This window comes from Streptomyces virginiae, assembly GCF_000720455.1.
Taxonomy (GTDB): Bacteria; Actinomycetota; Actinomycetes; order Streptomycetales; family Streptomycetaceae; genus Streptomyces; species Streptomyces virginiae.
This window is the reverse complement of record NZ_JOAK01000013.1, coordinates 37,815-62,680: the sequence shown is the minus strand read 5'-3', so window position 1 is coordinate 62,680 and position 24,866 is coordinate 37,815. Positions and strand designations below refer to the sequence as shown.

General features: G+C 72.7%; 22 protein-coding genes, 6 tRNA genes and 2 pseudogenes. 12 read left to right on the top strand and 18 right to left on the bottom strand.

Going from position 1 to position 24,866, the window contains the following annotated elements; translation table 11 throughout:
• Window positions 1–20: 20 nt before the first annotated feature.
• Together IG86_RS0120780 and IG86_RS0120775 are read right to left on the bottom strand one after the other, a co-directional pair.
• Window positions 21–92 (bottom strand) — tRNA-Val (locus IG86_RS0120780).
• Between the two features lie 46 nt (window positions 93–138).
• Entirely contained in the window at window positions 139–621 is a 483-nt protein-coding gene (locus IG86_RS0120775; protein ID WP_030830088.1) for a TIGR02611 family protein, read from the bottom strand.
• Between the two features lie 176 nt (window positions 622–797).
• Here IG86_RS0120775 and IG86_RS0120770 point away from each other — a divergent pair, with 176 nt between their 5' ends.
• Together IG86_RS0120770 and IG86_RS0120765 are read left to right on the top strand one after the other, a co-directional pair.
• Window positions 798–1,211, top strand: a complete 414-nt coding sequence (locus IG86_RS0120770) for an SsgA family sporulation/cell division regulator (RefSeq protein ID WP_030011909.1) — start codon at window positions 798–800, stop codon at window positions 1,209–1,211.
• Between the two features lie 198 nt (window positions 1,212–1,409).
• A complete protein-coding gene (locus tag IG86_RS0120765) occupies window positions 1,410–2,030 on the top strand; it encodes a CGNR zinc finger domain-containing protein (RefSeq protein ID WP_030830085.1) in 621 nt (206 codons plus the stop codon).
• Window positions 2,031–2,369: 339 nt separating this feature from the next.
• Here IG86_RS0120765 and IG86_RS0120760 read toward each other — a convergent pair whose 3' ends face one another.
• Window positions 2,370–2,783 (bottom strand): hypothetical protein, encoded by a 414-nt coding sequence (locus IG86_RS0120760; RefSeq protein ID WP_030898637.1) that lies wholly within the window; start codon window positions 2,781–2,783, stop codon window positions 2,370–2,372.
• Window positions 2,784–2,962: 179 nt separating this feature from the next.
• Between IG86_RS0120760 and IG86_RS0120755 the strand changes: the two genes are divergently transcribed.
• Window positions 2,963–3,460, top strand: coding sequence for a DsbA family protein (locus IG86_RS0120755; RefSeq protein ID WP_030830080.1), 498 nt, complete (start codon window positions 2,963–2,965; stop codon window positions 3,458–3,460).
• 104 nt (window positions 3,461–3,564) lie between these two features.
• Here IG86_RS0120755 and IG86_RS0120750 read toward each other — a convergent pair whose 3' ends face one another.
• From IG86_RS0120750 to IG86_RS0120740, 3 genes are all read right to left on the bottom strand, one after another.
• On the bottom strand, window positions 3,565–4,407 hold the full coding sequence (locus IG86_RS0120750) for a GNAT family N-acetyltransferase (RefSeq protein WP_030898634.1): 843 nt from the start codon (window positions 4,405–4,407) through the stop codon (window positions 3,565–3,567).
• Window positions 4,408–4,479: 72 nt separating this feature from the next.
• Window positions 4,480–5,307 (bottom strand): aminotransferase class IV, encoded by an 828-nt coding sequence (locus IG86_RS0120745; RefSeq protein ID WP_030830074.1) that lies wholly within the window; start codon window positions 5,305–5,307, stop codon window positions 4,480–4,482.
• A complete protein-coding gene (locus IG86_RS0120740; protein WP_030898631.1) occupies window positions 5,304–6,386 on the bottom strand; it encodes a chorismate-binding protein in 1,083 nt (360 codons plus the stop codon). The genes IG86_RS0120745 and IG86_RS0120740 overlap by 4 nt, the downstream gene beginning before the upstream one ends.
• 180 nt (window positions 6,387–6,566) lie before the next feature.
• Between IG86_RS0120740 and IG86_RS0120735 the strand changes: the two genes are divergently transcribed.
• The 5 genes from IG86_RS0120735 (at window position 6,567) to IG86_RS0120715 (ending at window position 7,031) form a co-directional block, all read left to right on the top strand.
• Window positions 6,567–6,639: transfer RNA gene (locus tag IG86_RS0120735), tRNA-Gly, on the top strand.
• Window positions 6,640–6,678: 39 nt separating this feature from the next.
• Window positions 6,679–6,752, top strand: a tRNA-Cys gene (locus IG86_RS0120730).
• Window position 6,753: 1 nt separating this feature from the next.
• Window positions 6,754–6,825, top strand: a tRNA-Val gene (locus IG86_RS0120725).
• Between the two features lie 19 nt (window positions 6,826–6,844).
• Window positions 6,845–6,916: transfer RNA gene (locus IG86_RS0120720), tRNA-Val, on the top strand.
• 40 nt (window positions 6,917–6,956) lie between these two features.
• Window positions 6,957–7,031, top strand: a tRNA-Val gene (locus tag IG86_RS0120715).
• Window positions 7,032–7,234: 203 nt separating this feature from the next.
• Here IG86_RS0120715 and IG86_RS0120710 read toward each other — a convergent pair.
• Window positions 7,235–7,420 carry a hypothetical protein gene (locus IG86_RS0120710; RefSeq protein WP_030830068.1) on the bottom strand — a complete coding sequence of 62 codons (186 nt, stop codon included), beginning with the start codon at window positions 7,418–7,420 and terminating at the stop codon, window positions 7,235–7,237.
• Window positions 7,421–7,964: 544 nt separating this feature from the next.
• Between IG86_RS0120710 and IG86_RS0120705 the strand changes: the two are divergent.
• Window positions 7,965–9,231, top strand: a pseudogene (locus IG86_RS0120705) (serine/threonine-protein kinase); the annotation flags it as partial.
• Here the strand turns inward: IG86_RS0120705 and IG86_RS0120700 are convergent.
• The 8 genes from IG86_RS0120700 to IG86_RS0120665 form a co-directional block, all read right to left on the bottom strand.
• A complete protein-coding gene (locus tag IG86_RS0120700; RefSeq protein WP_030830064.1) occupies window positions 9,175–9,984 on the bottom strand; it encodes a TrmH family RNA methyltransferase in 810 nt (269 codons plus the stop codon). The pseudogene IG86_RS0120705 and the gene IG86_RS0120700 overlap by 57 nt on opposite strands.
• A gap of 42 nt (window positions 9,985–10,026) precedes the next feature.
• The gene (gene cobA, locus IG86_RS0120695) at window positions 10,027–11,262 is read right to left on the bottom strand and encodes a uroporphyrinogen-III C-methyltransferase (protein WP_030830061.1); all 1,236 of its coding nucleotides are present in this window, start codon (window positions 11,260–11,262) and stop codon (window positions 10,027–10,029) included.
• A gap of 439 nt (window positions 11,263–11,701) precedes the next feature.
• Window positions 11,702–14,920 carry a nicotinate-nucleotide--dimethylbenzimidazole phosphoribosyltransferase gene (cobT, locus tag IG86_RS0120690; protein WP_030898628.1) on the bottom strand — a complete coding sequence of 1,073 codons (3,219 nt, stop codon included), beginning with the start codon at window positions 14,918–14,920 and terminating at the stop codon, window positions 11,702–11,704.
• A 273-nt stretch (window positions 14,921–15,193) separates the two neighbouring features.
• The gene (cbiE, locus tag IG86_RS0120685; RefSeq protein WP_030830055.1) at window positions 15,194–16,402 is read right to left on the bottom strand and encodes a precorrin-6y C5,15-methyltransferase (decarboxylating) subunit CbiE; all 1,209 of its coding nucleotides are present in this window, start codon (window positions 16,400–16,402) and stop codon (window positions 15,194–15,196) included.
• 71 nt (window positions 16,403–16,473) lie between these two features.
• Window positions 16,474–17,199, bottom strand: a complete 726-nt coding sequence (locus IG86_RS38920; protein ID WP_037942787.1) for a GNAT family N-acetyltransferase — start codon at window positions 17,197–17,199, stop codon at window positions 16,474–16,476.
• A gap of 256 nt (window positions 17,200–17,455) precedes the next feature.
• A complete protein-coding gene (locus IG86_RS0120675; RefSeq protein WP_030898621.1) occupies window positions 17,456–18,313 on the bottom strand; it encodes a MetQ/NlpA family ABC transporter substrate-binding protein in 858 nt (285 codons plus the stop codon).
• 113 nt (window positions 18,314–18,426) lie between these two features.
• Window positions 18,427–19,095: a methionine ABC transporter permease gene (locus tag IG86_RS0120670; RefSeq protein WP_030656092.1), complete on the bottom strand. Its 669-nt coding sequence runs from the start codon at window positions 19,093–19,095 to the stop codon at window positions 18,427–18,429.
• Window positions 19,092–20,156: a methionine ABC transporter ATP-binding protein gene (locus tag IG86_RS0120665; RefSeq protein WP_030830049.1), complete on the bottom strand. Its 1,065-nt coding sequence runs from the start codon at window positions 20,154–20,156 to the stop codon at window positions 19,092–19,094. Before IG86_RS0120665 ends, IG86_RS0120670 begins: the two co-directional genes overlap by 4 nt.
• 604 nt (window positions 20,157–20,760) lie before the next feature.
• Here IG86_RS0120665 and IG86_RS0120660 point away from each other — a divergent pair.
• Window positions 20,761–21,129 (top strand): hypothetical protein, encoded by a 369-nt coding sequence (locus IG86_RS0120660; protein ID WP_030656088.1) that lies wholly within the window; start codon window positions 20,761–20,763, stop codon window positions 21,127–21,129.
• On the top strand, window positions 21,122–21,541 hold the full coding sequence (locus IG86_RS0120655; protein WP_030830046.1) for a hypothetical protein: 420 nt from the start codon (window positions 21,122–21,124) through the stop codon (window positions 21,539–21,541). The genes IG86_RS0120660 and IG86_RS0120655 overlap by 8 nt, the downstream gene beginning before the upstream one ends.
• Before the next feature lie 13 nt (window positions 21,542–21,554).
• On the opposite strand, the gene IG86_RS0120650 is transcribed toward IG86_RS0120655, so the two are convergent.
• The 3 genes and pseudogenes from IG86_RS0120650 to IG86_RS0120640 form a co-directional block, all read right to left on the bottom strand.
• The gene (locus tag IG86_RS0120650; RefSeq protein WP_030656084.1) at window positions 21,555–22,061 is read right to left on the bottom strand and encodes a GNAT family N-acetyltransferase; all 507 of its coding nucleotides are present in this window, start codon (window positions 22,059–22,061) and stop codon (window positions 21,555–21,557) included.
• 37 nt (window positions 22,062–22,098) lie between these two features.
• Window positions 22,099–22,670, bottom strand: a pseudogene (locus IG86_RS38915) (sigma-70 family RNA polymerase sigma factor).
• 73 nt (window positions 22,671–22,743) lie between these two features.
• Window positions 22,744–23,916 (bottom strand): glycerophosphodiester phosphodiesterase, encoded by a 1,173-nt coding sequence (locus IG86_RS0120640; RefSeq protein WP_030830040.1) that lies wholly within the window; start codon window positions 23,914–23,916, stop codon window positions 22,744–22,746.
• A 306-nt stretch (window positions 23,917–24,222) separates the two neighbouring features.
• Between IG86_RS0120640 and IG86_RS0120635 the strand changes: the two genes are divergently transcribed.
• Window positions 24,223–24,852, top strand: a complete 630-nt coding sequence (locus IG86_RS0120635) for a lysophospholipid acyltransferase family protein (protein ID WP_037696105.1) — start codon at window positions 24,223–24,225, stop codon at window positions 24,850–24,852.
• Window positions 24,853–24,866 lie beyond the last annotated feature (14 nt).

The window sequence follows — 24,866 nt, the reverse complement described above, 5'->3', positions numbered from 1 at the left end:
CTCCGGGCCTCTGGTCCGGGTGGGCGATACTGGGTTCGAACCAGTGACCCCTTCGGTGTGAACGAAGTGCTCTCCCACTGAGCTAATCGCCCGGACGCACCGCAAACATTACCCCATGTCAGCGGTGCTCTTTGACCATCACTGGTCCTTGAGGTCCCAGGGCAGGACGAGCCCGTACTTCCACAGGTAGAAGCCGATCAGGGCGCCCGCGATGACGAGGCCCGTGGTGGTCAGGATGATGTTGCGGCGGCGCACCTTCGGGTCGAGCGCCTTCTGGGCGGCCTCGGTGACCTTGCGCTTGGTCCAGCGCAGCACGAGGTGGGCCCAGGCGAACTCGGTGGCCCAGATCGCCAGGCCCGCGAAGATCGCGACCCAGCCGGGGCCGGGCAGGACGAGCATGGCGACGCCGGCCGCGATCACCGCGAGTCCGACGACGAAGACTCCGACCTGCCAGCTGAGGTGCAGGCTCTTGCGCGCCTTGATGAAGGCGGGCGCCTTCGAGACGTGCGGCTTTTCCTCCGCGGTCTCCTCGGCGGTTCCCGCAGCGGCCTGTGCGGTGGCTTCCGTGGCGGCGTCGCCGGTAGCGGACTCGTTCGTTCCGCGGTCACTCCCCGTATTCATGGGTCGAATCTACCCGAGCGCGAAGCACACGGGAACGGTGGTTTGGATCCGCCGTCCGAGGGACCCAGAGGTCCGCAAAACGGTCAGAGGGGTTTACAACGACACCGTAGGTGGCATGTCGATTTCGCCGACGTGCGAATCCCCGAGCGCACACTGAGCGAAAGGCCCTGGCGCTTATGAACACCACGGTCAGCTGCGAGCTGCACCTGCGCCTCGTTGTGTCGAGCGAGTCCTCACTGCCTGTTCCCGCGGGCCTGCGGTATGACACGGCCGACCCCTACGCCGTGCACGCCACCTTCCACACCGGCGCCGAGGAAACGGTCGAATGGGTGTTCGCCCGCGACCTCCTCGCGGAGGGCCTCCACCGGCCCACCGGTACCGGCGACGTCCGCGTCTGGCCCTCCCGCAGTCACGGTCAGGGCGTCGTCTGCATCGCCCTGAGCTCACCGGAGGGAGAAGCGCTTCTCGAAGCACCCGCCCGAGCCCTGGAGTCGTTCCTCAAGCGGACGGACGCCGCGGTTCCACCCGGGACCGAGCACCGGCACTTCGACCTCGACAAGGAGCTCTCCCACATCCTGGCCGAAAGCTGAGCCAGGCTCACAGCCGCTCGACACCGTCCGACTCGGGGCGACGGTGCGGAGCGGACAACCACATACGCCTGCGCCCGGCGCTGTTCCCGCGGAAGCCACCCGCGAGGACGGCGCCTGTGTGCTGCTCGGGGACCGGCTATTGTCGGGCGGCACGGCGGCACCCCCGTCGCCGCAGGCCCGGCCCCCGAGGGAGACACCGTGCAGATCCCACACGACACCCGTCGCGCGCTCGACGTCGTCGTCGCGCTGGTGAACACCGCGGCGGAACCGGACCAGCCCGACGGGCTCTCGGACATCGGAGCGCTGCGCGGCTTCGTCCAGGAGTACTCGATCAGCGACGTCGGTGAGCTCGGGGCCCGCGATCTGGCCGGCGTGCGGACCGTGCGCTCGAAGTTCGCCCAGGTCTTCGCGGCGCCGACCGCCCGCGCCGCGTCCGTGCTGATCAACGAGCTCGTGGCGACCGCGGGCACCACCCCGCAGCTGACCGACCACGACGGCTACGACTGGCACGTGCACTACTTCGCGCCGGGCGCCTCGGTGGGCGACCACCTGGCGGCCGACGGCGGCATGGCACTGGCCTTCATCGTGGTCTCCGGGGAAGAGGAGCGGCTGCGCCGCTGCGAGGCCCCCGACTGCCGGCGCGCCTTCGTGGACCTCTCGCGGAACCGCTCCCGGCGTTACTGCGACAGCCGGACCTGCGGGAACCGGCTGCACGTGGCGGCGTACCGGGCCCGCCGCAAGGAGGCCGACGCGGGACCGTCAGAGCAGGAACAGATCGTGCACGGCGGCGAGCAGCAACAGGATCCCGATCACCGCTAGGAAGATCATCAGGGGCGGCTGGGAAAGCGCGAACAGACAGCCCCGCGGCTCGTCGGCGACAGGGTCGGGTACCGCGACGGGCACGGCGGGGTCACTCTGCGATGTCTCGAACATGTCGGGGCGATGATGGCGCAGCGCACCGCCCCGCACGCCTCAACACGCCAACACTCGCGCGGCAGTTCGCTCGATCTCGTGGACGCACCGCCCTCCGCACCCCCGGACCCCCTCCCACGTGCTTCGCGCCGCCCGGCGCCTGCACCGCGTGCCCCTGAGGTGCGCCCTGGCGGCTGTGCGGGGACTCGACCACTGTCGCTCAGCGGCCGGGGGCGGGGGCGGGGGTCAGATGCCGTGCTTCTTGAGGATGGCCTCGATGTCGGAGAAGTCGTCCGCCGGGGCCGGGGCGGGGGTGCTCAGGGAGGGCTTGGAGGCGGCCGGGGCGACGGCCTCCCGGGACGGGCCGGCCTTCGTCTTCTTCGCGGGCCTACCGGCACCGCCCAGGCTGCGCCGCTCCACCGCGCGGGTGGTGGCGAGGATCAGCCAGGCCAGCCCCAGCAGCCCGAATCCGATCCAGACGGTCGGGTTGAAGACGATGCCGGTCAGCCACTCCACGACACCCGTCATCACGAGGCCGACCGGCACCAGCGCGTACGCGGCGATCCGCGCGGCGGCCAGGAACCGCCTGCGGTAGGCGGTCACTGCGGCGATGCCCAGGCCCGCCGCGGACACCGCGGAGCAAATGGTCTCGGCAAGCATGCGGTCCTCCGGACTCTCGGCGGCGGGGCGGTCTGTCCCCGTCCGTCCATCGTGCACCGCCCGCCGCCGCAGGGGCCAGGCGCTGGGCCTCCGCCGGACGGATCTCCGGGGTATCTCGGGGTCGGGGTCCTTCGCAGGTGCCGGTCGGTGGGGCGGGCGGGGGCTGGGAGACTGTTCGCATGACCGATTCCGTGATCCTCGACGTCTGGTGCGAACTGCAGTGCCCGGACTGCCACCGCGCCCTGGACGACGTCCGCGCCCTGCGGGCCCGCTACGGCGACCGGCTGGACATCCGGCTGCGCCACTTCCCCCTGGAGAAGCACAAGCACGCGTTCGCCGCCGCGCAGGCGGCCGAGGAGGCCGCCGAGCAGGGGCAGGGCTGGCCCTACGCGGAGGCCCTGCTGGCCCGTACGGCGGAGCTGGCCGACAAGGGCGAGCCCGTGCTGCTGGACGTGGCCCGCGGCCTGGGTCTGGACGTCGAGGAGTTCGACACCGCCCTGATCGACGGACGGCACATCCTGATCGTCGACGCCGACCAGGCCGAGGGCAAGGCGATCGGCGTGACCGGCACCCCGACGTACGTGATCGACGGCGAGCGCCTCGACGGCGGCAAGAGCCAGGAGGGCCTGCGCGCCCGCATCGAGGAGATCGTCGACCGCCTGATCGCCTCGGCCTAGGGAGTGTCCGCCGACGACAACGCGGCAAGCGCGCGTGCCGGACCCCGCCGCGCAGGCGGGACTTCGCGGACACGACCTAGGCCGCAGGGCACGCCCTGGGCGCTCTAGATCAGTTCCTTGGAGGCGTTCACCGCGATGTCCCGGTATCCGAGCGACTCGTAGAGCCGCCGGGCCGGGGTGTTGCCCTCGACCACGTGCAGGCCCAGCCGGTGGCCTCCGGCGGCCAGCACGGTCCGCTCGGCGAGGAGCATGAGGGTCCGCCCGTGGCCCTGCCCGCGGTGTTCGGGCGCGACCTTGACGTCGTACACGTACGGGACGGCGCCGAGGCCGGGCAGTTCGCACTGCCCGGTCCACACCGTGCCCAGGGTCTCCCCCGCCGTGGACTCCAGCAGGAGGAAGTCCGTCCCGGGGGTGTCCGGGCCGTCGGGCAGCATCCTGGCGTGTTCGGCGCGGGAGGCGGCCACGCCCTGCTCGTCGGTCATGCCCGGGGCGACGAGCCGGCGGCCGTACTCCACGATGCCCGGCTCGAGCCAGGCATCGAACTCGGCCCGGGTCATCGGCCGGCCGACGCTGCCCGCCGGGAGGCCCGGCGGCTGCGCCGGCAGTTCCTTGACCATGATCCGGCCGGTCTCGCGGTAGCCCAGGGACGCGGCCATCCGCAGCGCCGGTCCGGCGTCGGCGGGCACCGACACCGCGATCCCGGTGCAGCGCCAGGAGCGCAGCACCTCCTCGGCCGCGAGCGCGGCGACCGTGCCGCGTCCGCGCCGGCGGTCGTCCTCGTCGATCCACAGCCCCCGGATCACGCCGACGGTGGGCTGGGCGGCGGACCGGGTGGCCAGTTCGAGCGTGCCGACCCGACGGCTGTTGACCCGGACCTCGTAGGTCCGCCGCCGGGTGCCGTCACTGTTTCGCTGGAGCGGCTGCGCGGGCCGCAGGGTGGTGGTCATCACTTGGAGTTCTACCTGCCCCGCGGCTCCACGTCACCGGTGCGTCGCAGACCGGTGTGTGCGGACCGGTGTTCACGGATCGAGGTCCGCGCCGGCCTTCACCTCGAAGATCCGCATGACCTCGGCCGTGACGGGTCCGGGTCCGCCTCCCGTTCCGAGTTCGCGGCCGTCGAGGCGGACGACCGCCTGGGCGTCGCGCAGCGAGGAGGTCACGAAGACCTCCTCGGCGTCCGCGAGCACCTCGAAGGGCAGGTCGGTCTCCTTGGCGCCGGCCCAGTCGACGACGAGGGCACGGGTGATGCCGGCGAGGCAGCCGGATTCCAGGGGCGGGGTGTGCAGTTCCCCGTCGAGCACGACGAACACGTTGGAGCCGGTGCCCTCGCAGAGCCGCCCGACGGTGTTGGCCAGCAGCGCCTCGGAGGCTCCGGCCCGGTGCGCGGCGGCGAGCGCTACCACGTTCTCCGCGTACGAGGTGGTCTTCAGGCCGGCCACGGCGGAGCGCTCGTTGCGGACCCAGGGGACCGTGATGACGGAGGTGGTGTCCGGGCGGCGCGGGGACGCGGCGACGGCGGCGATCAGGGTGGTCCCGGCGTCGCCCCGGTCGGAGCCGAGCGGGGCGACCCCGCCGGTGTAGGTGAGGCGCAGCCGTCCGTGCTCGACCGGTTCGGCCTCCAGGACGGCGGCGCAGGCGCGCCGCACCTCGTCGAGGTCGGGGTCGGGGAGGCCGAGGCCCCGGGCCGAGCGGGTCAGCCGTTCCAGGTGGCGGGTGAGCGCGAAGGGCCGGCCGCGGACGGCCTTGAGCGTCTCGAAGACGCCGTCGCCCACGGTGAGCCCGTGGTCGAGGACGGACACCGTCGCGCTGTCGACGTCCCGCAGGGCTCCGTCGAGCCAGATTCTCATGGTGCTGTCCTTCCGGTGGTGCCGTTCGCCCCCTGGGTCGCGCTGGTCTCCCGGCCCGCCGCGACCCGCAGCAGGCGGGCGGCCTTGAGCTCGGTCTCCGCCCACTCGCGGTCGGGGTCGGACCCCCACGTGATGCCGGCCCCGGTGCCGAAGAGCAGGCGGGGGCCGCCGGGGGCCGCCCGGTCGATCCAGAAGGTCCGGATGCCGACGGCGAGCTCGCCGGCCCCGCGGTCCGCGTCGACCCAGCCGATGCCTCCGCAGTAGGGGCCGCGCGGGGCGGTCTCCAGGGCTTCGATGATCCGCAGGGCGGACGACTTGGGCGCGCCCGTGACGGATCCGGGCGGGAAGGTCGCGTCGAGGAGTTCGGGCCAGCCTGCGCCGTCGGCCAGTTCGCCGCTCACGGTGGAGACGAGGTGGACGAGGCCGGGGTGCTCCTCGACGGCGCACAGCTCGGGAACGGACACGGAGCCCGTGGCGCAGACCCGGCCGAGGTCGTTGCGTACGAGGTCCACGATCATCACGTTCTCGGCGTGGTCCTTGGGGAGGAGGTCGTCGACGGTGCGGCCGGTGCCCTTGATCGGTCCGGACTCGACCCGGCGGCCGTCGCGGCGCAGGAAGAGCTCGGGGGAGGCGGTGGCGATCTCCACGCCGTGGGCGGCGAGGCGAATCGTTCCTGCAAAGGGTGCGGGGTTGCCGCGGGCGAGGTGCGCGGTGAGGGCGTCGACGTCGGCGCGGTCCGGGTCCGGCAGCGGCGCGGACATCACCCGGCAGAGGTTGGCCTGGTAGACCTCGCCGGCCGCGATGTGCTCGCGGATGCGGCGTACTCCGGCGACGTACGCGGCGCGGTCGAGCGAGGAGGTCCAGCGGTCGGCGTCGGGACCGTGCCAGGTACCGGGCACGGGCGCGGGTACGGGGTCCGGTCGGACGTCCCCGAAACGCGCGCAGACGAGCCGCCCTTCGAAGTCGGCGGCCACCGCCCAGAAGCCGGTGGAGTCGAGGGCGGCGGGGTCACTGGTGACATCCCGCAGGTCGGTCGCGAGGAGGCCGCCGAAGCGGGCCATGGGGGGCAGGTCGTGCACGGCTGCGAGTCTATGACCGGCGACGCGGCGGCGCCGGTGCGGTGACGGCCGGGTGACCTGTGGTGATCGAGCGGCAGCACGCTGCGGAAACGCGTTTTTGAGCTGGCCCGGGAATCCGCTAGAGTTCAACACGTCGCCAGGGAGCGAAGGGGGAAAACCCCGGAGCGAACAAGGTGACCTGCGGACGTAGCTCAGTTGGTAGAGCACCACCTTGCCAAGGTGGATGTCGCGAGTTCGAGTCTCGTCGTCCGCTCGAAGTGGGGGATCTTCCCGAGAACCCCTGCAGCTCCATGGTGGAGTGGCCGAGAGGCGAGGCAACGGCCTGCAAAGCCGTCTACACGGGTTCAAATCCCGTCTCCACCTCCAAGGACGATTAGCTCAGCGGGAGAGCGCTTCCCTGACACGGAAGAGGTCACTGGTTCAATCCCAGTATCGTCCACTGATCCGCAAGGATCCCCGCGCGATTAGCTCAGCGGGAGAGCGCTTCCCTGACACGGAAGAGGTCACTGGTTCAATCCCAGTATCGCGCACGCAGTACACGCACCACCTGCGGTTTCGTACCGCGGTCCCGCGCGATTAGCTCAGCGGGAGAGCGCTTCCCTGACACGGAAGAGGTCACTGGTTCAATCCCAGTATCGCGCACCACCTGAAAGCCCCGGCCGTTTCGACGGCCGGGGCTTTCGCGTTCCGCCACACGGGTGTGCGGACGTCAAAAAGGGTGCTGCCCGTACGACTCCCCAGTCGTACGGGCAGCACCCTTCACCTGCCGTCCGTCGCGCCCCCGTCCCCACGGGGTACGACAGGCCGATGTCCCGGCCCGGGCCGCTCTCCCGGGCCCGGGGCGCCGCTCAGCGCCCCGGCATCATGCCCACGGACGACGCCTGCGCCGCCAGCTGATCGAATCCTCCGAAGAGGAAGAGCAGCAGGGCGGCCAGGGGGAGCACCATGGCCGCGGCCACCAGTGGGTGGCGGGTGCCGGACTCATGGCTGTTGAACGCGAATGCCTTGCGTCCCTGCCGTGCGATGTCCGCCATGGCCCTCTCCCTGTCGTCTGGCAGCGGCGGGCTTTTGACCTCGGGGGACGAGTGCATCACCCGCCGCTTGACCTCAACACTAGGCGGGCGGACGTCCGCCGGCCTCATGCCCTCGTACCCATTCCCGGGCCTCCAGGAGGATGACGGCGGCCACGCCGTGTACTCCCCTGGGTGGAGAGCGTCCCCCTCGCGTCGGGGTCTTCCCCGAGGGGATGACCGGAGGGTAGTGACTTCCCTCACTTCCGTCACTTCCCGTGCATGCGTGTCCGCCGACCGGGCATCTGCAAGATCGACTCGGGTCGCGGCGGCTCCGGCGCTCGCTCCGGTGCCCGCCGGCCTGCGGTGGTGCGCCAATCCCCTTGCGTGAAGGGCCGTTTGAGCACGCCGGCGGCCACGGCCGGACACGGGCTCCGGATCCCTGAGACTCTCTCAAGTGTGCTGTGCCGCACTGACAATCGAATCTCCCGACGAGGGCGCGGCCTCTGAGCACGCATGCCGGATGGTCCGTAAGCTGTGCCACGTCAACAGGACGACCGTCAGCGGGGTGGACATGGCGATGATGCGGCTCCGGCGCGAGGACCCGCGTGTCGTCGGCTCGTTCAGACTGCACCGGCGGCTCGGGGCCGGCGGCATGGGCGTGGTCTACCTGGGCTCGGACCGGCGCGGGCAGCGGGTCGCCCTCAAGGTCATCCGGCCGGACCTCGCCGAGGACCAGGAGTTCCGCTCGCGGTTCGCCCGCGAGGTGTCCGCCGCACGGCGGATCCGTGGCGGGTGCACGGCGCGCCTGGTCGCCGCGGACCTGGAGGCCGAGCGGCCGTGGTTCGCCACCCAGTACGTGCCCGGGCCCTCGCTGCACGACAAGGTGGCCGAGGAGGGCCCCCTGACGGCCTCGCAGATCGCCGCCGTCGGCGCCGCGCTCTCCGAGGGGCTGGTCGCCGTCCACGAGGCGGGGGTCGTCCACCGGGACCTGAAGCCCTCGAACATCCTGCTGTCCCCCAAGGGCCCGCGGATCATCGACTTCGGCATCGCCTGGGCGACCGGGGCGAGCACCCTCACCCATGTGGGTACGGCCGTCGGCTCCCCCGGGTTCCTCGCGCCCGAGCAGGTGCGGGGCGCCGCCGTCACCCCGGCCACCGACGTCTTCGCGCTCGGTGCCACCCTCGCCTACGCGGCGACCGCCGACTCGCCCTTCGGGCACGGCAGTTCCGAGGTCATGCTGTACCGCGTGGTGCACGAGGAACCACACCTGCAGGGCGTCCCGGACGCCCTGGCGCCCCTCGTACGGGCCTGCCTGGCCAAGGACCCCGAGGAGCGGCCCAGCACGCTCCAGCTGTCGATGCGCCTCAAGGAGATCGCGGCCCGCGAGGCGCAGGGGCTCTCGGACGGCCGCCCGCCGGCGCAGCGGGCACGGACCGAGCGGCCGACGGGACGGCTGCCCGAGGGACCGGACCACGCGGAGCAGCGTGCGGAGCGTCGTACGGGCGGCAGCGCGCCCAGGGCGGTGCAGGGCGGCGCGCCCGGCGGCCCGCACTCTCGGCCGTCCTCCTCGCGCAACCCGCGCAATCCCGGCGGCCCGTCCTCCCGGCCGACCGCGGGACGCACGGGCGGCCGCCCGGCGCCCAGGACGACGGGTACGGGACGGCGCCCCTCGCGGCCGGACCCGAGACTGATGCGCCAGCGCCTGATCGTGTTCATCGTGGTCACGCTGATCGTGGCGCTGGGCATCGCTGCCGCGCAGAAGCTGTAACGCGCCCCTACCGGCCCTGGGCCACCGCGTAGAAGGCGACCGCCGCGGCGGCACCCACGTTCAGCGAGTCCACACCGTGGGCCATGGGGATGCGCACCCACTCGTCGGAGGCGACCAGTGCCTGCGTGGACAGGCCGTCGCCCTCGGCGCCGAGCATCAGGGCGACCCGCTCCAGGGACTGCGGAGCGGCCACCTCGATCGGCGTCGCCTTCTCGTGCGGGGTCAGCGCCAGCAGCTTGAAGCCGGCCTCGCGCACCGAGTCCAGGCTCTTGGGCCAGGCCTCCAGCCGGGCGTAGGGCACGGAGAACACCGCGCCCATGGAGACCTTCACCGAGCGCCGGTAGAGCGGGTCGGCGCAGTCGGGCGACAGCAGCACCGCGTCCATGCCGAGGGCGGCGGCGCTGCGGAAGATGGCCCCGATGTTGGTGTGGTCGTTGACCGCTTCCATGACGACCACGCGGCGGGTCGTGGCGAGGAGTTCCTCGGCCGTGGGCAGCGGCTTGCGCTGCATGGAGGCGAGGGCCCCGCGGTGCACGTGGTAGCCGGTGACGCGTTCGGCGAGGTCGGGGCTGACGGCGTAGACCGGTGCCGGGAGCTCGTCGATGACGTCGCGCATGACGTCGACCCACTTGGCGGAGAGCAGCATCGAGCGCATCTCGTACCCGGCGTCCTTGGCCCGTCTGATGACCTTCTCGCCCTCGGCGATGAAGAGGCCCTCCGCGGGCTCCCGCCTGCGCCGCAGTTCGACGTCGGTCAGGCCCGTGTAGTCGCGCAGGCGCGGGTCGTCGGGGTCGGTGATGGTGATGAGATCAGCCACAGGGTGATACTGCCTTGTCCTGGGTGCGGTGCCAACGGCCTGTCAGGCGCTGGTGGTGGGAAGGTCCGGGGTTCCGACACGGACCACCTCGCCGATGACGATGACCGCGGGCGGGCGGACCTCCTCGGCGCGGACCCTCTCGCCGACCGTGGCGAGGGTGGCGTCCACGCGGCGCTGGGTGGCGGTGGTGCCCTCCTGGACGACGGCGACGGGGGTGTCGGCGGAGCGGCCGTGCCGGACGAGCGCCTCGGCGATCAGGCCGATCTTGTCGACTCCCATCAGGACCACCAGGGTGCCGGTGAGCTTGGCGAGGGAGGCCCAGTCCACGAGGGACCGCGGGTCGTCGGGGCCGACGTGGCCGCTGACCACGGTGAACTCGTGGGCCACGCCACGGTGGGTGACCGGGATGCCGACGGCCGCGGGCACCGAGATGGAGCTGGAGATGCCGGGCACGACGGTGCAGGGGATCCCCTCCTCGGCGAGGGCCTGGAGTTCCTCCATCCCCCGTCCGAAGACGTACGGGTCGCCGCCCTTGAGCCGGACCACGGCCTTGCCGGCCTTGGCGTGCTCGATCAGCGCGTTGTTGATGGCCTCCTGGGCCATGAACCGGCCGTACGGGATCTTCGCGGCGTCGATGACCTCGACGTGCGGGGGGAGTTCGTCGAGCAGGTCGCGGGGGCCGAGCCGGTCGGCGATGACCACGTCGGCCTCGGCGAGGAGGCGGCGGCCGCGCACGGTGATCAGGTCGGGGTCGCCGGGACCACCACCGACGAGGGCGACGCCGGGGGTGGACTTGTGGCGGTGCCCGGGGGCGGCGAGGCTGCCGTCGCGCAGGCCCTCGATCACGGCGTCGCGCACGGCGGCGCTGCGGCGCGGGTCGTTGCCCGTCAGCACGGCGACGGTGACGCCCTCGATGCGTCCGGTGGCCGGGGTCCAGGCGGTGGCCGCGGAGGCGTCGTCGGCGCGGACGCACCAGACGCGCTCGCGCTCGGCCTCGGCGGAGGCCCGCTCGTTGACGTCGCGGTGCTGCGTGGCGATGAGGGCGTACCAGGCACCGGCGAGGTCGCCGTCCTGGTAGCGGCGGCGCTCCCAGAGGATCTCGCCGGTCTCGGCCATGGCGTCCACGGAGGGGGTGGCGGAGGGCGAGACGAGCAGGACGTCGGCGCCGGCCGCGATGAGCGCCGGGAGGCGGCGCTGGGCGACCTGGCCACCGCCGATGACGACGACGCGGCGGCCGGCGAGGCGGAGTCCTACGGGGTAGGCGGGGGTGTCGGCCATGGCGGTGCGGCTCCTGAGGGCGGCGGTTCTGAGCGTGCCGCTGCGGCGCTGGAGCGGCGGTGTACTGACGTGCGGTGATCCGGTGCGGGTCCACCATACGGCGCGGGCCGTCCCGTAGCGCGGACGGGGGCCGCGCCCGGCCTCCCGGGGCTCCGCCCCGGACCCCGCGCCTCAAACGCCGGCGGGGCTGGGGTTACGGGGCTGCGCCCCGGCCCGGAGGGCGGGTTCCGGCGGGCGGAAGCGCCGGCCCGGTGTCCCGGCCCGGAGGGCGGGGGTTCGGGGCGGCTTCGCGGTGGGGCGGTGCCCCACCGGCAGGTCTCCTCGGCTCGCGCACCCCGAGCCGGACCGGCCCGCCGCCCGGCGGCGGGTTCGCTCGGCCTGCGGGACCTCCCTGAGTGTCCTCAACCCCACGGCACCCCGTACCGCGGATCCGTGGGGCCTACTTCTCGGTGACGCCCGCCGAGTCGAACGTGGCGACCTCGTGCATCGCGCGGGCCGCGCTCTGGACCAGCGGGAGGGCCAGCAGGGCGCCCGTGCCCTCGCCGAGGCGGAGGTCCAGGTCGACCAGGGGGCGCAGGCCCAGCTTGTTCAGGGCCGCCACGTGTCCCGGCTCCGCGCTGCGGTGGCCCGCGATGCAGGCCGACAGCGACTCGGGCGCGATGGCGCGGGCCACCAGCGCGGCGGCCCCGGCGCTGACGCCGTCCAGGATCACCGGCGTGCGCAGGGACGCGCCGCCCAGGAGGAGGCCCACGATCGCCGCGTGCTCCAGGCCGCCGATCGCGGCGAGGACGCCGATCGGATCCGCCGGGTCGGGCTGGTGGAGCTCCAGGGCACGGCGTACGACGTCGACCTTGCGGGCGTGCGTCTCGTCGTTGATGCCGGTGCCGCGGCCGGTGACCTCCGACGGGTCCACCCCCGTGAAGACCGAGATCAGGGCTGCGGAGACCGTGGTGTTCGCGATGCCCATCTCGCCCGTGAGGAGAGCCTTGTTGCCCGCCGCGACCAGGTCGCGGGCCGTCTCGATGCCGACCTCGATGGCCGCGATCGCTTCCTCGCGGGTCATCGCCGGGCCGGTGGACAGGTCGGCCGTGCCCGGGCGGACCTTGCGGGGCAGGAGGCCCGGGGTGGCCGGCAGGTCGCCCGCGACGCCGACGTCGATGACGCAGACCTCGGCGCCCACCTGGTTGGCGAAGGCGTTGCAGACCGCGCCGCCGCCGAGGAAGTTGGCGACCATCTGCGTGGTGACCTCCTGGGGCCACGGGGTGACGCCCTGGGCGTGCACGCCGTGGTCGCCCGCGAAGATCGCCACCGCGGCCGGCTCGGGGATCGGCGGCGGGCAGACCCGGGACAGGCCCGCGAGCTGGGCCGAGATGATCTCCAGCATGCCCAGCGCACCCGCCGGCTTGGTCATGCGCTTCTGCCGCTCCCAGGCCTCGCCGAGCGCCTTGGCGTCGAGCGGGCGGATGCTGGCGACGGTCTCGGAGAGGAGGTCGTGCGGTTCCTCGCCGGGCAGCGCGCGGCGGCCGTAGGTCTCCTCGTGGACCACCCAGGAGAGCGGGCGGCGCTGCGACCAGCCGGCCTGGGCCAGCTCGGGCTCCTCCGGGAACTCGTCGACGTAGCCGACGCACAGGTACGCGACGACCTCCAGGTGCTCCGGCAGGCCGAGCTCGCGGACCATCTCGCGCTCGTCGAAGAAGCTCACCCAGCCGACGCCGAGGCCCTCGGCGCGCGCGGCGAGCCAGAGGTTCTCGACGGCGAGGGCCGAGGAGTACGGGGCCATCTGCGGCTGGGTGTGCCGGCCGAGGGTGTGGCGGCCGCCGCGGGTGGGGTCGGCGGTGACGACGATGTTCACCGGGGTGTCGAGGATGGCCTCGATCTTGAGTTCCTTGAACTGCTTCGCGCGGCCCTTGGGCAGCGACTTCGCGTAGGCCTCGCGCTGGCGCTGGGCGAGCTCGTGCATCGTCCGGCGGGTCTCGGCGGAGCGGATGACGACGAAGTCCCAGGGCTGGGAGTGGCCGACGCTGGGCGCGGTGTGGGCCGCCTCCAGGACGCGGAGCAGCACCTCGTGCGGGATGGGGTCGGTGCGGAAGCCCTTGCGGATGTCGCGGCGCTCGCGCATCACGCGCAGGACGGCCTCGCGCTCGGCGTCGGCGTAGCCGGGGGCCGGCTCGCCGGCGGCGGGCTCCGCCTCGACGACCGCCTCGGGCTCGGCCTCGGGCTGGGGAGCGGGCTCCGCCTCGGGCCGTGCCTCGGTCGAGGCCGCGGCCGCGGCCTCGACCTGCTCGGCGGGCTCCTCGGGGGCGACGACCGCCACGGGCTGCGGCTCCACGGCGACCGGCTCGACCGGGGCGGGAGCGGCCTCGGCCGCCACCGGCTCCGCGGCGGCGACCACCACGGGCTCCGGCTGGACGGGCTCGGGCTGGACCTGCTCGGGCTCGACGGCCGCGACCGGCTGCTCCTCGGGGGCGACCGCCACGGGCTGCGGCTCGACCGCGACCGGCTCGGCCGGGACCGGGACCGGGACCGGCTCGGCCTCGGCCGGCGCCGCCTGGACCGGCTCGACGGCGACGGCCTCGACCGGCGCGGCGGGCTCGACCGGCGCGGCGGGCTCGACGGGAGCGGCCGGAGCGACCGCCACGGGTACGACGGCCGGTGCCTCGGGGACCACCGGCTCGGGGGTCTCCGCCACGGGGAGCGCCTCGGCCGGTACGGGCTCGGGCTCGGGCTCCGGCTGCGGCTGCGCGGGGGCGTGAGCCACGGTTTCTGCGGGCGCGGGCTCGGGCTCGGGCTCCGGCTCCACGGCGGCCCGGACCGGCTCGGCGACCTGGACGGGCTCGGGTGCGGGCACCGGCTCGGGGGCCTGCGCGGCCTCGGCCGCAGCAGGCGCCGGCTCCGGCTCCGGCTCCGGCTCCGGCGCGGGAACCTGCTCCGGCGTCCACGGCGTGCCGGCCTGCGGCGGGACCTCGCCGAGCTGCGGGGCGGCGGGGTCCTGGGCGGCCTCGGCACGGGGGACGTCCAGGTACTCGGGCCCGATGGTCGGGGGGCCGGCCTGGTGGAGCGGGGTCGTGGGCATCGCGGGGGCGAGCGGGGCGGCCGGCGCGGGCGTCGCGGCCGGGCCGCGGTCGGCGAGGGAGCGTACAACTCCGCCGGTGGCGTCGGGCACGGCCGGGCCCATGTGCAGCGGGCGCCGGGCGGGGGCCACCGGGGCGGCGGGCGGCGGGACGAGCCCGCCGAGGTCCAGCGCGCCGGAGTCCCGGCCGCCCGTCTCGTGGGCGCCCGCGCTGTAGGAGCCCTCGGGGAAGGCGGGCTGGGGGAACTCGGTGTACGCGGCGGGCTCGGGGTACGCCGCCGGGGCGCCCGCGTACGCGGTCCCGGCGCCGTAGGAGGCGTCGGCGTACATCTGCTGCTCGGCGTGCTGGGGCTCCACGGGGAAGGCGGGGGCCTGCGGGACGACCTGCGGGTCGCTCCAGGAGCCCTGGGCGCTCGGCATCAGCAGGAGTTCCTCGTCCTCCGGCTCGGCCGGATTGTCCATGAGGTCCTGGAAGGCGTAGCCGGGCATGGGTGCCGGGATCTGGACCGGGGCGGGGATGCCCTGCTGATCCACCATGCCCGTGTTGTCCGGGAGACCCTCGCCCGGGACCTGGCCGGTGTCAGTCATGCTTACCCCTCGCCCATCGTGTTGCCTCTTCGATCACCCGGTCGCCCACGAGGCCTCCGAGCGGAGTTGCCGTGCGGTGTCGCGGGTGCGACGAGTCCGTCTCACGTGCGCCTGCGCGACAACCAGTAAGCATTGTCGCGCCCGTTAGCGATCGTGGCGGCCATAACCACCACGGTCCTCTGTGGACTGCGCCACGTCGCGCGTCCAGGCCGTGTCGCGATGCCCGGAACGTCCGCGCAGTACGACGATCGGCCAGCCTACCCGCCCCTCGTCTCAGCGGGCGACAGGGCGCTGAGCTGCCAGGAGGAACACCACGGAACGGTCCTGTTCGGCCCAGGTGCGGGGGTCGAGGCCGACGGCCTGGAGGAGGGCGCACTCGACGTCGTAACCGTGTTCGGTGAGTACGCGGCCGATGGCCTCCGCCTCGTCCCGGGTGGAGGCGTGGCTGACGATCCGTTCGGGGCGCCGGTCGGCGACGGCCGCGACGACCTCGGCGCCGCCGCCGCCGACGCGGACGACGTCGGGTTCGGGCAGGTTCTCCAGGACGTGCGGGGCGCGCCCGGCGACGAACTGCAGCTGCACTCCTCGCTTGCGGGCGGCGGCGGTCACGCGCTCGCGGGCCCCGGGGGCGGCGTCCACGGCGATCACGGCCGCGCCGAGGGCGGCCGCGTCCACGGCCACGCCGCCGGATCCGGTGCCGATGTCCCAGACGAGGTCGCCGGTACGCGGGCCGAGCCGGGCGAGTTGGGCCGCGTGCAGCAGTGCAGACTCCCCCTCGCCCTCCCCCGCGCCGGTCTGCGGGCGGGCCCAGCCGCGGTCGGCGGAGTGGGCCGCGCTCTGGCCGAGCAGCCAGCCGGGGTCGGCGGCCGGGGCCTGGCCCGCGCCGCCGATGACGATGACGACGTTCGGGTCGCGCCAGCTGTGGTCGGCGGCCTTGTCGGAGGTGAGGACGCTCACCTGCTCGCGGTCCGTGCCGAGTTCCTCGCAGACGACGAAGGTGCGGTGGACCCCGTCGAGGAGCAGGGCGAGTTCGGCGGGGCCGGCGCCGGGCGAGGTGAGGACGGCGACCTTGGGGTGGGCGCGGCAGACGTTGACGGCGCGCCGCAGGGTGCGGGGGTGGGCGACGACCACCTGGGCGTCGTCCCAGGGCATGCCGGCGCGGGCGAAGGCGGCCGCGACGGAGGAGACGGCGGGGACGACCTCGACCTCCAGGCCGTGCTCCGGGGCGCGCAGGGTGCGTACGACGCCGAAGAAGCCGGGGTCGCCGTCGGCGAACACCACCGCGGTGCCGCGGTGGCCGGCGATGCGGCGGGCGGCGAGGCCCAGGCTGCCGAGGCGGATGCGTTCGGCGGTGGGCGGGACTTCGGGGAGGGCGAGGTGGTGGGCGGCTCCGGCCACGAGGGTGGCGGCGGAGAGCGCGGACCGGGCGGCCGAGGTCAGGGGCGAACCGTCCCAGCCGATCACCGTGACCCGGTCGGCCATCGTCGTCTGTCTCCTGATGTGGGGGGGGCGGGAGGGTGGGGCGGGCACGGTGAGACTACCCGGTCATCGGTTCATTTCCGGTCGGCGCCGACGGGGTGGCCGTGCGCGTCGGACCGCTGTCCGGGGACCGCGTCGCCCGGACGTCCGCCGGGGCCGCCGTGGGTGTCGTGGCTTTCGTAGCTCTCGTAGCCGTCGTACCCGTCGTAGCCGTCGCCTTCGTCGAGGTCCTCGGGCAGGAGGCTCCAGACGATGAGGTCGGTGCGGGTGTCGGTCCAGCCGCCGTCGGCGGTCTGCGTGCGCACTGTCCACGCGTTGCGCAGGACGCCCTCGCTGATGCAGCCGATCTTCTGGGCGACCTGCTGGGAGGCGGTGTTGTCGGCGGCTGTGCGCAGTTCGAGGCGCTCGAACGCCTGCTCGCGGAAGAGCCATTGGGCGACGGCCAGGACGGACTCGCTGGCGTAGCCCTCGCCGCGGGCCCAGGGCGCGGTGACGTAGCCGACCTCGGTGGCGCGGGTGCGCCAGTTGGTGTTGCGGAGGTGGACGATGCCGACGAGGCGCTGGGTGAGGAACTCGGTGACGGCGAAGACGATGCCGCGGCCCTCGGCGCGTTCGGTGTGGGAGTCCCGGGTGGCCCAGGCGTGCGCGTCGGCCCGGGTGTAGGGGTGCGGTACGGAGGTCCAGGCGGTGATGTTCTCGTCGTTCATCATCTCGGCGAGCGCGGTGACGTCCTCCTCCTCGAACGGGCGCAGCACCAGCCGTTCCGTGCTGATGGTGACGTCCGGGAAGGTGGTAGTCATGCGCAGCTCCATGCCTGAGAACGTGGTGCGACCGTGTTGCGATGCGACCGTGGTGCGGGGCCGTTGGTGCGGGACCTGATCCACGGGTCGTAGGCCACAGCATGCAGCATCGAACGGGGGATGTGCAGGGCCGGGTTGCCCGGGAGCGGGCAGGGCTCGGCTCCGGGGGCGGGCAGGACTCGGCCCCGCGCGCCGACAGGGGCGTGCGGGGCCGAGATGCATGACCGTCCGGGCCCGACGGGGTCGGGCGGCGGGGTCAGGAGGTGCCGAAGGCCGGGACGACCGAGCCCTGGTACTTCTCCTCGATGAACTTCTTGACGTCGTCGGAGTTCAGGAGCTTGGCGAGCTTCTGGATCCGCGGGTCGTTCTGGTTGCCGTCCTTGACCGCGAGGAAGTTGGCGTAGGGGTTGCCCTCGGCCTTCTCCAGGACGAGCGCGTCCTTGGCGGGCGCCAGGTTGGCCTCGAGGGCGTAGTTGCCGTTGATCACCGCGGCGTCCACGTCGCCCAGGGCGCGCGGGACGGTGGCGGCCTCCAGCTCCTTGAACTCCAGGCCCTTCTTGTCGGTGATGTCGGACAGCTTGGCGCTGGTGCCGACACCCTCCTTCAGGGTGATCAGGTTGTTCGCGGCGAGCAGCTGGAGGGCGCGGCCCTCGTTGGTGGTGTCGTTGGGGACGGCGATGGTCTGGCCGGCCTTGATGTCGGAGAGTGCCTTGACCTTCTTGGAGTAGAGGCCGAGGGGCTCCAGGTGCACGTTCACGACGGGGACGACGTGGGTGTTGTTCTTCTTGTTGAAGTCGTCGAGGTACGGCTTGTGCTGGAAGTAGTTGCCGTCGACCTGGCCCTGCTCGGTGGCGGTGTTGGGCAGGACGTAGTCCGTGAACTCCTTGACCTCCAGCTTGAGGCCTTCCTTGGCCGCGAGCTTGTCCTTCACGAAGTTCAGGATGTCGGCGTGGGGGCTCGGGGAGGCCGCTATGACGAGCGGCTTGCTCTCGTCGGCCTTGCCGCCGTCGGCCTTGGCGGAGGACGGGTCCGAGGAGCTGCCGCAGGCGGTGAGGCCGAGGGTCAGCGCGGTGGCGGTGGCGGCGAGGGCGGTGAGCTTGATGTTCTTACGCACGAAGAGTGCCTTTCTTGCTGAACAAGTACCGAGGACTTGCTGGTGGTGGCCCAAGCACGACAAGTGCGGGCTCTATGGGGGAAATCGGTGGGGGCCGCGGCCCGTGGTCGCGGTCAGGCCGTCCGGCCGCGGCGGGCCAGGAGGCGTACGACGCCGTCGCCGATCAGCTGGACCACGGTGACGAGGACGATGAGGACCACGACGGTGGCGACCATGAAGCCGGTCTCGAAGCGCTGGAAGCCGTACGTGATGGCCTTGGAGCCGAGGCCTTCGCCGCCGACGGCGCCCGCCATGGCGGAGTAGCCGACGAGGGTGATGACGGTGGTGGTGACGCCGGCGACCAGGGAGGGCAGGGCCTGCGGCAGGAGGACCTTGCCGACCAGGGTCGGGATGCCGCCGCCCATGGACTCGACGGCCTCGATCAGGCCGTGGTCCACCTCGCGGACGGCGGTCTCGACGAGCCGGGCGAAGAAGGGGATGGCGCCGATGGCGAGCGGGACGATCATGGCGGTGGGGCCGATGAAGGTGCCGACGACCGCGGTGGTGACCGGGATCAGGAAGATCAGCAGGATGATGAACGGCAGCGAGCGGCCTATGTTCACGATCACGCCGAGGACCTTGTTGAGCGGCTGGTTCTGCAGCAGGCCGCCCTTGTCGGTGAGGACCAGCAGGATGCCGATGGGCAGTCCGCCGAGCACGGTCACCAGGGTGGACCACAGCACCATGTAGAGGGTGTCGTAGGTGCCCTGGGTGAGCAGGGGCTGCATCTCGGACCAGGTCACTTGGCACCATCCTTGGCCAGCTCGGTCAGTTCGGCCAGTTCGTTGTCGATCCCGTCGGCCTCGTCGACGACGTCGACCTGGAGGCCCTGCTCGCGCAGGAAGCCCACCGGCACGACGTTGTCCTCGTAGCGGCCGGGCAGTTCGATGCGCATGCGGCCGATGAGCCGGCCGGCGACGGTGTCCATCGCGGCGCCGAGGATCGAGATGTCGATGTTGTACGTGCGCGAGAGCTGCGAGATGACCGGCTGGGCGGCGGCCTCGCCGTGGAAGGTGACGTCGACGACCGTGCGGTCGGGGCCGGAGGCGGCGCCGGTGACCGGGAACAGCTCGCCGGCGAGCTCGGAGCCGGGGGTGGCGAGCAGTTCGGCGACGGTGCCGGACTCGACGATCCGGCCCTTCTTCATCAGGGCGGCCGAGTCGCAGACGGTCTTGACGACGTCCATCTCGTGCGTGATGAGGAGCACGGTGAGGCCGAGCTGCTCGTTGAGGTCGCGCAGCAGCTTCAGGATGGAGCGGGTGGTCTCGGGGTCGAGGGCGCTGGTGGCCTCGTCGGAGAGCAGCACCTTGGGGTCGCCGGCCAGGGCGCGGGCGATGCCGACGCGCTGCTTCTGGCCGCCGGAGAGCTGGGTGGGGTAGGCCTTGGCCTTGTCGGCGAGGCCGACGAGGTCGAGGAGTTCCAGGGCCTTGCGGGAGCGCTCGCGGCCGGAGACGCCGAGGATCTCCAGGGGCAGCTCGACGTTGGCCTGGACGGTGCGCGAGGACAGCAGGTTGAAGTGCTGGAAGACCATGCCGATACGGCTGCGGGCCTCGCGGAGTTCCTTGCCGGCGCGGCGGCCGCGGCCGGCCAGCGCGGTGAGGTCGACACCGTCGACGTGCACGGTGCCGGTGGTGGGGCGCTCCAGCAGGTTCACGCAGCGGATCAGGGAGGACTTGCCGGCGCCGCTCTGGCCGATGACTCCGTAGACCTCGCCCTCGCGGACGTGGAGGTCGACGCCGTCCAGGGCGGTGACCTCGCGGCCACGGGACTGGTAGACCTTCGTGAGGCCCGATGTGGTGATCACAGGAATTCCGTCGCTGTCGAGTGCACGGCGCAGCGGGGTGCCGGGCACGGGGCAAACATCTGGGACGCGATACGGGACGAACCGTCAGAAAACGATGGCTTCGACGCGTGCGCGGGGCATGAGTGGGCCGTGTTGTCCATCAGGTGGTGACGTACTGGCGCGGCCGGTCTCGCTTCGGGGCGCGAGGCTCAGGAAGGGGCCCTCAGAAGGCGCACATTCGACACATACAGCGAGCACCGGGCGTCATCGTCGCCTCGGTCGCAAGGGTGCGGCTGCTCGTCGTGGTCATGGGCCCCAGTAAAGCAGACGTACCCCCTCACCGATCAAAGCTGTCCGGATAGCGGACGCTATTCGGCCGCATACCGGACAACACCGGTCGGTCGGGGTCATCCGTCCCACCCTGCCGCCCTCGCCGCTGACCTGCGCCGACGTGCTCCGCCGGGCCCGCGGCGGGGGGCGTTCCGGGGGCTCTCGACGGGGCCTTCGCGGGGGCTCCTTGTGGTCAAGACCACGGTCGCGGCGAGGGGCACGGCGGCCGTGCGGGGGCCGCCGTACGGGAAGGGGCGCGCGCATCGGGTCTTTCGGCCCGTAATACCCTCGCTGCATGCTCGACGCCCTGACGGTCGCCATCGGCGTGGCCGCACTCGCCCTCGCCGCCTGGTGCGGTTTCGCCGCGCTGCGCGACCAGCCCACCAAGGACTGGCACTTCATCGGCATGGCCGTCGTGACCGTCCTGGTCCTGGCCCAGCTGGTGATCGGCCTGGTCCAGCTGGCCAGGGGCGAGAAGCCCGACGAGGGCACGGTGATCTTCGTGGCCTACCTGCTCGGCGCCTTCGCCGCGGTACCGGCCGCCGGGCTGCTCTCGCTGACCGAGCGGACCAAGTGGGGATCGGTGACGGTGGCCGCCGGCGCGGTCGTCCTCGCCGTCCTCGAAGTACGGCTCTACGACATCTGGGGAACGACCGGTGCCTGACGCTGAGACGACGACCGCCACTGACGCCGGGCGCAAGCGGCTGGTCTCCGGGCCGGGGCTGCTGCTGGTGTGGCTGTACGGGGTGATGGTGGTGGGCGCGGTCTCGCGGTCGGCCTTCCAGATCTCCACCGAGTTCGACCGGGCGCCGCTGGCCTACTCGTTGTCCGCGGTGGCGGCGCTGGCCTACGCGTTCATCACCTACTCGCTGGTGCGCGGCGGCGAGGCGGCGCGCAGGGCGGCGCTGGTGTGCTGCGCCGCGGAACTGGCGGGCGTGCTTGCCGTGGGCACCTGGACGGTGCTGCGCCCGGAGTCCTTCCCCGACACGACCGTCTGGTCGCAGTTCGGGCTGGGCTACCTGTTCATCCCGGTGATCCTGCCGATCACCGGGATGCTCTGGCTGCGCAAGCGCTGAACCGGAGGCCGGATCAGGCGCTGACCGCGAAGTCGGTCGGGTCCTTGGCTTCCTTCTCCAGGATCACCAGCTGCACGCCGTCGGACGCCGTGCGCCCGCCGACCTTGACGTAGCCGGCCTTGCGGTAGAGGCGCAGGTTGGACTCGCTCTTGTGACCCGTGTGCAGGCGGAAGCGGGTGGTGGTGCCGGGGCTCGCGAGGGCCTCCTCCACGGCGCGCAGCAGGCGGGCGCCGAGCCCGTGTCCCTGCAGGCGCGGGTGGACGCAGAGCTTGGCGATCTTGGCGGTGCCCTCCTCGTCCACGCTGCCGCGTACGGTCCCGACGATCTCGTCGCCGAGCCGGGCCACCAGGACGGTGTCCGTCGCGAGCTCTCCCTTGAGGGAGTCCAGGGACTGGGTGAGCGGCTGGATGAGGTAGTTGCCGTACAGCTCGGCCTCGCGCTGGAAGGCCAGGTACTGCAGTTTGAAGATCTGCTCGGCGTCCTCGGCAGTCGCCGCCGAAATGGTCACGCTCATGCCCATGTGCGCATGCCTCCAGCTCACCTGGTAGCCCGTTGGTCTACCGCTCCATTCCCCGAAGGCCAGGAGCCGCAACCTCTGCCGCGAGCATTCTGCGCAGACATCCCAGGCAACGGGAACGCACAGGCCCTAAACTTCCTTGTGAGATACCCAACTCTCCTGCGATTTCACGGTATGTGAGGTCTCTGGGCGAAAGAAGTGCCTCATCAGCTCGGGACAGCGTCCGGGCAATCGGGCGACGGCCGATCGGAGGGCCCGGTTCTCCTCCCCGTGCAGCAGGGCGTCTTCGGGCTCCGGCCCGGGCCCGCCGGCGGCGTCGGCCCGCGGGCGGTGGTCGTCCACGCGCCGGCGGCGGTGGTCGTACGGCATCTCACGGCGCGCGCGGCGCCGGGCGAGCCGGGCCTCGGCCCGTACCGCGCGGCGCAGCCAGCGGGCCGGCTCGGCCGGGTCGGCGGGATCGGGTGCGCGCCGGCCGCTCTCCAGCAGCCTGACCCAGACGGCTTGTTCCAGGTCGGCCGCGTCCACTCCGGCGCCCGGGGCCTCCGCCGCCGCCTCCGCGGAGAGCAGCGGGCCCAGTTCGTTGACGAGGTCGGGGTCCTTCAGCAGGTCCATGCCGAGCGGGACGAGTGGGCCGCGCCCGGCGGTTTCCCCACCGGGCGCGGCCCACTCGTTCGGGAAGCGGCGCTCAGCCGTTGACGGGGCGTCGGCCCGGGCGGAAGGCTTCGGCGGCGAGCAGTCCGGTGTCCGGGTTGTCGGTGAAGATCCCGTCGATGCCCTGTTCGAAGTACGTGCGGAAGGCGCCGAGGGCGTCCCCGTACGCGGCCGGATCCGTACCCCTGCGGTACTCGGCGGGCAGGAAGCTGTTCTCGTTGCGCGCGGTATAGGGGTGCAGCAGCAGCCCGCGGGCGTGGGCGTCCTTGACCAGGGTGGTCGGTGCGCCGAGCCGGCCGGCCGCGTCGCGCGGGAGGATCAGGTCCATGGTGGGGCCGATGCCCTGGGCGAAGCCGGCGATCCACTTGAGGCCCTCGGGCTTGACCAGGTCGGCGACCGTACGCGGGTCCCCCGCCTGTTCGAAGTCCCAGGGGCGGGTGTTGGCCGCAGAGAGCAGGACCACCCGGGGCGCGGAGACCAGCCGGGAGAGCCGCTGGATGCTGGAGGGTTCGAAGGACTGGAGGAAGACGGCGGCGTCACGGCCGTCGCGGCGGTACCGGCGCAGCAGCCGGGCGAGGGGCTCCTCCAGGCCGAGGCCCAGGCCGCGGAAGTAGCTGGGGTGCTTGGTCTCGACGTGGAGCCAGACGCGCTCGCCGCGCCGCCGGCCCTCGCGGTCGGCCCAGCGGAGCACCTCTTCGAAGGTGGGGACCGCCCACTGGCCGTCGTAGAGCGTGTTGCGCTGGCGGACGGCGGGGATACGTTCCTTCGCGCGCAGGGTCTTCAGCTCGGCGAGGGTGAAGTCCTCGGTGAACCAGCCGGTGACCGAGACTCCGTCGACGGACTTGGTGGTACGCCGCGAGGCGAACTCGGGGTGGTCGGCGACGTCGGTGGTGCCGCCGATCTCGTTCTCGTGGCGGCACACCAGGTGGCCGTCCCGGGTGGGGACCAGGTCCTGCTCGACGACGTCCGCCCCCAGGTCGAGGGCCAGCTGGTAGGAGCCGAGCGTGTGCTCCGGCCGGTAGCCGCTGGCGCCGCGGTGGCCGATGACCGTGGGGTACGGGAGGTCCCGGAAGCCGCCGTCGCCGCCGCGGCCGCCGCCCTCCCCGGAGGCGGCGGCCGGTCCCGCCGCGAGTCCGGTGATCCCGGCCCCGGCCGCCACCACGGCCGCCCCCAGGACCGTGCGCCGCGCTGCCCCGCCCTGCGTCATGAGTGCCACTCCTCGTCGTGAAGGCCCCGAAGGCCGTGAAGCGTGAAGGTCGTGATCGGCGTGCCGATGGTAGGCAAACGGGGGTGGCCGCAGGGGGTGCCTCGTGGGCACATCCGGGGAACTTGGCGAAAACGCGCGTCAACAATACGTATCCGACACGTGAACCCGATGTGCGCTCGGAGCTGACCCGCGAGTATCGTCCTCACCTGCGCTACTGCCGAGTGGTGGGTGCGCGAGCCGCTTTTCGATGCCGGAGGGCCCACGTTGTTCCGTACGAAGCTCATCAAAGCCACTGTCGGACCGGTCATGCGCACGATGTTCCGCACCCGCGTGGAGGGCGTCGAGAACATCCCCGGCTCCGGACCGGTGATTCTGGCGGGCAACCACCTCACCTTCATCGACTCCATGATCCTTCCGCTGGTGTGCGACCGCACGGTCCACTTCATCGGCAAGGACGAGTACGTGACCGGCAAGGGGCTCAAGGGCCGGCTCATGGCGTGGTTCTTCACCGGCTCCGGCATGATCCCCGTCGACCGTGACGGTGCGAACGGCGGCGTCGCGGCCCTGATGACCGGCCGCAGGATCCTCGAAGAGGGCAAGATCTTCGGCATCTACCCGGAGGGCACCCGCTCCCCCGACGGCCGGCTGTACCGCGGCCGCACGGGCATCGCCCGCCTCACCCTGATGACCGGCGCCCCCGTGGTGCCGTTCGCGATGATCGGTACCGACAAGCTCCAGCCCGGCGGCGCCGGCATGCCGCGCCCGGGCCGGGTCACGGTCCGCTTCGGCGAGCCGATGGAGTTCTCCCGCTACGAGGGCATGGACCGCGACCGGTACGTGCTGCGCGCCGTCACCGACTCGGTGATGGCCGAGGTCATGCGGCTCTCGGGCCAGGAGTACGTCGACATGTACGCGACCAAGGCGAAGGCCGCGTAGTACCTGGGGTCCCC